Genomic DNA, 6,663 nt, shown 5'->3' with positions numbered 1-6,663 from the left:
CTGCGCCGGCGGTCGGCACGCCAGAAACGCTGGAAGATCAGCTCGCGCTCGGCCTCCGCGATCCCCGGGCCGCAATCGCGCACGCGCACCGAGCCGTCCTCGTCCACCTCGACGTCGACGGTGGTGTCCTTCGCGGTAAATTTGATGGCATTTTCGGCCAGATTGAAGATCGCACGCTGGAGCATCTCCGAATTGCCGTGGATCTTGACCGGCGCGTCGGTACCCTTCAGCGCAATGTCCTTGTGCTGGCTGATCGCGAACGGTGCGATCGAGGCGACCACATCGGCGCAGACGGCGCGCAAATCCGCGGTCTCGCCGGGATCTAGCACCAGGGTGTCGAGCTCGGCGATCTCCAGGAGCTGGGCGACGAGCCGGCTCATGGCTTCGATGTCGGCATGCAGCGCCTGCCGTGCCGCGCGATCGTCAAGCGTCTCGATCCGCGTGCGCAGGATCGTGAGCGGCGTGCGCAATTGATGCGCGGCATCCGCCGTGAACTGTCGTTGCAACCGAAAGCCGTCCTCGAGGCGGTCGAGCGCCTGGTTGACGGCGGTGACGAGCGGCAAGATCTCGCGGGGGATCTGTTCCGTCGGCAAGCGGATATCGGTGCGCGCCGGACCGATATTGCTGGCCTCCTCGGAGGCCTTCCACAGCGGCGCGATCGCACGGCGGAAGATGATGATGTCGGTGGCAAGCAGGACCAACAGGATCGGGATGGTGATCCACCCCACCCGCCGGAAGAAGTTCGAAACGATGTCGTCGATGATGACGTCGCGATGCGCGAGGTCCTCGGCGACCTGGACGCGCACCGTCTTGCCGTCGATGTCCCGGGTGACCGCGGCGCCGGAAATGCTCTCCGACGAGCGCGCTGCAGCGGCGGAGCGCGGGTGCGAGGAGAACAGCAAGCGGCCCTCCGCATCGCGAATGTCGTACTGATAGCGGCCGTAAGCATCCGAGTAGAGCCCCTTCAGGCTGTCGGGCAGATTGAACGTCATGAGGCCGTCCGGCTGCGCAACGATGCGCTGCGCCAGCACTTCGGCCTGGGCCCGCATGGCATCGCGATGCAGCTGGTCGATCTCGGAATTGAGCAGCCAGAACAGTACCAGCGGCAGGAAGATCGCGACCACCGCCACCGCCAGGATGTGCAGGAACACGATGCGCCAGATCAGCGATTTGAACGTCGGCGACCTGCCATAGGACCCGGCATGGGATCCGACGTTGGATCCGACCCGGGCCACGCTATTTCTCCACGTCCATGAGATAGCCGACGCCGCGGATGGTATGGATCACGACCTTGGCGCCGTGTTCAGCGAGCTGCTTGCGCAACCGCGACACATAGACCTCGACGGCGTTGGAGGCGACCTCGCCGTCCAGCCCGAAGATGTGGTCCTCGACGTTCTTCTTCGGCACCACCCGCCCCTGCCGGCGCAGCAGGATCTCGAGCACCGAGGTCTCGCGCGCAGAGATGATCCGCGGCTGGTCGTCGACGAAAATCTGGCGGCTCTCGGTGTCGTAGACGAGGTTGGCGAGACTGAGCGAGCGGCCGAGCAGTTGGCCGGGCCGGCGCAGGATCGCCTCCAGCCGCGCCACCAGTTCCTCCATCGCGAACGGCTTTGCGAGATAGTCGTCGGCACCGCTACGGAGGCCGCTGACGCGGTCCTGCAGGCCGCCACGCGCGGTGAGCACCAGCACGGGGAGCGGTTCCATCTTGAGGCGCAGCTCGCGCAACACCGACAGACCGTCGCCGTCGGGCAGCCCGAGGTCGAGGATCATCGCAGCATAGCTGACACTGCTCACCGCCTCGCGCGCCTCGGCCGCGCTGCCCACGATGTCGCTCTGGTAGCCGGCCGCCGCCAGCCCGCCCGCGACGAGACGCGACAGCTCGGCATTGTCCTCGACGATCAGAAGGCGCATCGCATATCCGCCGGATACTCAGGTCGCCGCACAGCTCGCGCGGCATCTTCGTTCTTTTCAAGCATTCCGGTCGCCTCGGCCAGCGAAAAAGCACGGGCTGGTCGCCCTGTCCTGTCAGATTCATGTAAGCCCGGAGCCGCCTGTCTCCAGTAGGCGGCCGCCGCATGCTTGATCAAACGTCGCCGCGTCCGCCCCGTTGCGGAGCTCGGATCGCTGCCCCATCATGTCGTCATGCATCCATCATCGGCACTCATTGTGTTCGGCGGCCTTCCGGGCACTGGCAAGACGACGATTTCCCGCGAACTGACCATTCGGCTCGCGGCGACATATCTTCGTATCGATTCGATCGAGCAGGCGTTGAAGGACGCTAGCCTTACGGTCAACGCAGAGGGCTATGCCATAGCCAACGCGCTGGCGGCCGAAAATCTCAAGCTCGGGCGCATCGTTGTCGCCGACTGCGTTAATCCAGTGCTGGCAAGCCGCGCTGCGTGGCGGCAATGTGCCTTGCAGACCTCGGCACGCTTGGTCGAGATCGAAGTGGTTTGCAGCAAAGCGGTGCTGCACCGGCGACGCGTGGAGAGCCGTACGCCCGACATTGATGGCCTCAAACTCCCAAGCTGGAATGATGTCGTGAGCCGAACGTATGAACCGTGGGATCGAGAGCATCTGGTGCTCGATACGGCCGATTGTTCGCTCGATGATCTGCTGGAGCGAGCAGAGACTTATATTCGCGACAAGATTGGCTAGCTCGCAGGATGGCCGCTTCTAAAAGCAGCTCTGAGTTCGGCCAGTTGATCGCTTGTTGCGCCGAGCTCCGCCTCGGTCCGACTCGCAGGCAAATCCACGTACGCGATCGGCTGTTCGAACTGGCTCGCCGTGAAGTCGAACCTCTTGCCGTCGATCCGATTGTAAAAATGGTCGCCAGCCGGCAGCGGCGTCTTCAGCAACTCGCCGCCGAACAGTTCATGAATGAGCAACGACGTGACGTTGCATTGTCCCGACGCCGGATTGCTCGCCGTCCATTTGCTGGCCGTCGACAGCGACCAGGCCTTGTGCAGCGTTCTCAAAACGTCGTCGGGATCGAAGCTCATCATCTCAAAATGGGCGCCCACGAATTTCGGATTATTCGTTCTCGCACCATACCACTGTTGGCCGGCCAGCCAACGTGCTCCGGCGTTTGCAGGATCTGCCGGGCGAAACGAGCCCTTGGATCGAGCCGGTTCCGGAGTACCTTCTCCCGCACACCGTAACACCCGGTCCGCTTCCGCAAGGGCCGCTTGCGCCCCTGATTTTCTCACGGCTTATCAAGCCCTTGGCTACTGTGCATGGGGTTGTTTTTCACTTTTTTTGGTCTCGTCGCCTCCAACTGAATATGACAACGCCCCGGTGCTTTCGCGCCGGGGCGTTGCCTGCGAGAGACGACGTGATCAGCTCTGCGAGCGCCGCGCCATGAAGATGTCGTAGCCGACCTCGGCGACCTGGAACCAGGCGTAGCCGTCGCTCGTGAACTTGGCGAGGGAGTCGTGCACCTTCTTGAAGTTGGCGTTGGTCGCGCCGACCTCGGCGTGCAGCTCTTTGGCGGCCTTGTGGCAGGCGTCCATGATCGGCGGCGAGAAGGCGTGCAACTTGGCGCCGTTGGCGAGGAGCTTCTTCAACGCGAGCGGATTGGCTGTGTCGTAGCGCGCCATCATGTAGTTGTTGGCGTAGTGGCCGGCCTGCTCCAGCACGCTCTGGTAATATTTCGGCAGCGCGTTCCATTTGTCGAGGTTGACGAAAGCAAGCAGCATCGGTCCGCCTTCCCACCAGCCGGGATAGTAATAGTGCGGCGCGATCTTGTAGAAGCCGAGCTTCTCGTCGTCATAGGGCCCAACCCATTCGGCGGCGTCGATGGTGCCCTTCTCCAGCGCGGGATAGATGTCGCCGCCGGCGAGCTGCTGCGGCACCACGCCGAGCTTCTGGAGCACGCGGCCGGCAAAGCCGCCGACACGGAATTTCATGCCCTTGAGATCGTCGGGCGTGTTGACCTCTTTCCTGAACCAGCCGCCCATCTGACAACCGGTGTTGCCCGCGAGCAGCGAGACGACGTTGTAGCTCTTGTAGAACTCGTTGAGCACGTCGCGCCCGCCGCCCTGCATGTACCAGGCCTGGTTGATGCGCATGTTGGGACCGAACGGCACGGCCGAGCCGAAGGTGAAGGTCGGATCCTTGCCGAAATAGTAGTAGGAGGCGGTGTGGCCGATTTCGCAGGTGCCGTTCTGCACGGCGTCGAGCACCTGCAGGCCCGGCACGATTTCGCCGGCCGCGAAGATCTGGATCTGGAATTTGTTGTCGGTCGCTTCCGCGACCATCTTGCACATCATCTCGGCGCCGCCAAACAACGTGTCGAGTGATTTCGGCCAGCTCGTCGGCATGCGCCATTTGATTTCCGGCATCGATTGCGCGATCGCGGGAGCCGCGAGCGTGGCGGCGCCGGCCGCGCCAAGTCCTGTGACCTTGATGAAGTCTCTTCTCTTCATGATTTCCTGCCCTGATGGATCGTGATGGTGGGCCTTCTTGCCGAGGCTTGGCATCACCATGACGCAAGCCGCCGCCCAATTCCATCCCGATCGCACTGCGGCAAACAAAAAGCCCGACCTCCAGGGGAGGCCGGGCTTTCCGGTCTTGCGACTTTAGGCCTAGGCGATCAGCCGCGCGTGCGCGAGCGGATCATGAAGCTGTCGTAGGTATATTCGGCAACCTGCCACCACAGATATTCGTCGGAGCGGTAGGCCTGCATGGCGTCGATCGACTTCTTGAAGTCGGCGTTCTTGGCCGAGATCTCGGCCCACAGCTCGTTGGTCGCCTTGAGGCAGGCCTCCAGCACCTCGTTGGTGAAGGGACGAAGCTGGGTGCCGCCGGCAACCAGGCGCTTGAGCGCCGCCGGGTTCTGCATGTCGTAGCGCGCGGCCATCCAGGTGTTGGCATTGGTCATCGCGTTGGTGAGGATCGCCTGGTAGTTCTTCGGCAGCGCGTTCCACTTCTCCAGGTTGGCGAAGGCATGGACGGTCGGACCACCTTCCCAGAAGCCCGGATAATAGTAGTACTTGGCGACCTTGGCGAAGCCGAGCTTCTCGTCATCGTAGGGGCCGACCCACTCGGCGGCGTCGATGGTGCCCTTTTCAAGCGCCGGATAGATGTCGCCGCCGGCGAGCTGCTGCGGCACCACGCCGACCTTCTGAAGCACCTGGCCTGCGATGCCGCCGATGCGCATCTTGAGGCCGGAGAGATCGGCGACGGTCTTGATCTCCTTGCGGAACCAGCCGCCCATCTGGGTGCCGGTGTTGCCGCACGGGAAGCCGATCACGTTCGACTTCTTGAAGAACTCGTTGCCAAGCTCCATGCCGCCACCCTGGTACCACCAGGAGTTCTGCTGGCGTGCGTTGAGGCCGAACGGCACCGAGGCGTAGATCGCGAAGGTCGGGTCCTTGCCGACGTAATAGTATGAGACGGTGTGGCACATCTCGACGGTGCCGTTGGAAGTCGCATCGAGCGCCTGGAGGGCCGGGACGATTTCGCCGCCGGCGAACACCTGGATCTGGAATTTGTTGTCGGTCATCTCGGCGACGTATTTCGCCATCTGCTCGGCGCCGCCATAGATGGTATCGAGCGACTTCGGGAAGCTCGAAGTCAGGCGCCACTTGACCTCGGGCGAGGATTGCGCGATCGCCGGCGAGGCCACTGCGGTCGCCGCCGCGCCTGCTGCCGACACTTTCAGAAAATCACGACGCTTCATCTTCAGGTCTCTCCTTGCTGGGGCGTTTCCCCTTGACTTCTCTTCTTGCGGCCGCTCATTCCGGCGACGCGTTAGGGCCGCGTCGCCGAAGGGGCTTGACTGCCGTGGCCTTTAACACGGAAGCCCCGCTTGCGGAACGCGACAATGGCATGACGGGGCTCTACGAAAGTCGCATCTCCCCAAAGAAATGAGGAGGCGCGCCGCGGGCGGCCGATTCAGGCCGCCGCGATGACACCCTTGATCTGGTCCCGGACCTGCCCTGCAATGGCGCGGTAGATCGCCGCATGGGGACCGTCCGGCTCGCTGTCGACGACGGGATTGCCGGCGTCCGAGGTGGCGCGAATCGCCATGTGCAGCGGGATCTCGCCGAGGAACGGCACCTCGAGCTTCTCGGCCTCGTGCCGCGCCCCGCCATGGCCGAAAATGTCCGACTTGGTGCCGCAATGCGGGCACTGGAAGTAGCTCATGTTCTCGACGATGCCGAGCACGGGCACGTTGACCTTCTTGAACATGGCAAGTCCCCGCCGCGCATCGATCAGGGACAGGTCCTGTGGGGTCGAGACGATCACCGCGCCCTTCAGCGGCACGTTCTGCGCCAGAGTGAGCTGGGCATCGCCGGTGCCCGGCGGCATGTCGACCACGAGAACGTCGAGCTTGCCCCATTCGACATCGCGCAGCATCTGCGTCACCGCCGACATCACCATCGGACCGCGCCAGATCATCGCGGTCTCCTCCTCCACCAAAAAGCCGATCGACATGATGGCGAGGCCGAAGCGCCGGAGCGGAATCATTTTGCGCTCGTCGTTCAGCTGCGGCTTGTCGTGCAGACCGGTCAGGCGCGGCACCGAAGGGCCGTAGATGTCGGCATCGAGCAACCCGACCTTGAGACCGAGGTCCCGCAGACCCAGCGCCAGGTTCAGCGCGGTGGTCGACTTGCCGACGCCGCCCTTGCCGGAGGCGACCGCGATCACGGCGGAGAC

At 63.5% G+C, this 6,663-nt stretch carries 7 protein-coding genes; 1 reads left to right on the top strand and 6 read right to left on the bottom strand.

Annotated elements, in window-relative coordinates:
- Both MOV75_RS22875 and MOV75_RS22870 read right to left on the bottom strand, forming a co-directional pair.
- Positions 1–1,235, bottom strand: a 1,235-nt coding sequence (locus tag MOV75_RS22875; RefSeq protein ID WP_246929779.1) for an ATP-binding protein, incomplete at its 3' end; no start/stop codon positions are given.
- 1 nt (position 1,236) lies between these two features.
- Positions 1,237–1,911, bottom strand: coding sequence for a response regulator transcription factor (locus MOV75_RS22870; protein WP_038946264.1), 675 nt, complete (start codon positions 1,909–1,911; stop codon positions 1,237–1,239).
- Positions 1,912–2,079: 168 nt separating this feature from the next.
- Between MOV75_RS22870 and MOV75_RS22865 the strand changes: the two genes are divergently transcribed.
- Entirely contained in the window at positions 2,080–2,658 is a 579-nt protein-coding gene (locus MOV75_RS22865; protein WP_246929778.1) for an AAA family ATPase, read from the top strand.
- Here the strand turns inward: MOV75_RS22865 and MOV75_RS22860 are convergent.
- From MOV75_RS22860 to MOV75_RS22845, 4 genes are all read right to left on the bottom strand, one after another.
- Positions 2,655–3,002 carry a hypothetical protein gene (locus MOV75_RS22860; protein ID WP_246929784.1) on the bottom strand — a complete coding sequence of 116 codons (348 nt, stop codon included), beginning with the start codon at positions 3,000–3,002 and terminating at the stop codon, positions 2,655–2,657. The genes MOV75_RS22865 and MOV75_RS22860 overlap by 4 nt on opposite strands.
- Positions 3,003–3,338: 336 nt before the next feature.
- Positions 3,339–4,427, bottom strand: a complete 1,089-nt coding sequence (locus MOV75_RS22855) for a TRAP transporter substrate-binding protein (RefSeq protein ID WP_246929781.1) — start codon at positions 4,425–4,427, stop codon at positions 3,339–3,341.
- Between the two features lie 167 nt (positions 4,428–4,594).
- Entirely contained in the window at positions 4,595–5,683 is a 1,089-nt protein-coding gene (locus tag MOV75_RS22850; RefSeq protein WP_246929777.1) for a TRAP transporter substrate-binding protein, read from the bottom strand.
- Positions 5,684–5,898: 215 nt separating this feature from the next.
- On the bottom strand, positions 5,899–6,663 hold a 765-nt coding region (locus MOV75_RS22845; protein ID WP_247006665.1), incomplete at its 5' end, for an Mrp/NBP35 family ATP-binding protein.

The organism is Bradyrhizobium sp. PRIMUS42, assembly GCF_023006515.1.
GTDB lineage: Bacteria > Pseudomonadota > Alphaproteobacteria > Rhizobiales > Xanthobacteraceae > Bradyrhizobium.
Note: the sequence above shows the minus strand (reverse complement) of the source record. Positions and strands in the feature narration are given on the sequence as shown.

What these genes read in the sequence shown, in the direction of transcription:
- MOV75_RS22870 (WP_038946264.1), bottom strand. Translation starts at nt 1,911, where the DNA reads ATGCGCCTTCTGATCGTCGAGGACAATGCCGAGCTGTCGCGTCTCGTC.
- MOV75_RS22860 (WP_246929784.1), bottom strand. Translation starts at nt 3,002, where the DNA reads ATGAGCTTCGATCCCGACGACGTTTTGAGAACGCTGCACAAGGCCTGG.
- MOV75_RS22855 (WP_246929781.1), bottom strand. Translation starts at nt 4,427, where the DNA reads ATGAAGAGAAGAGACTTCATCAAGGTCACAGGACTTGGCGCGGCCGGC.
- MOV75_RS22850 (WP_246929777.1), bottom strand. Translation starts at nt 5,683, where the DNA reads ATGAAGCGTCGTGATTTTCTGAAAGTGTCGGCAGCAGGCGCGGCGGCG.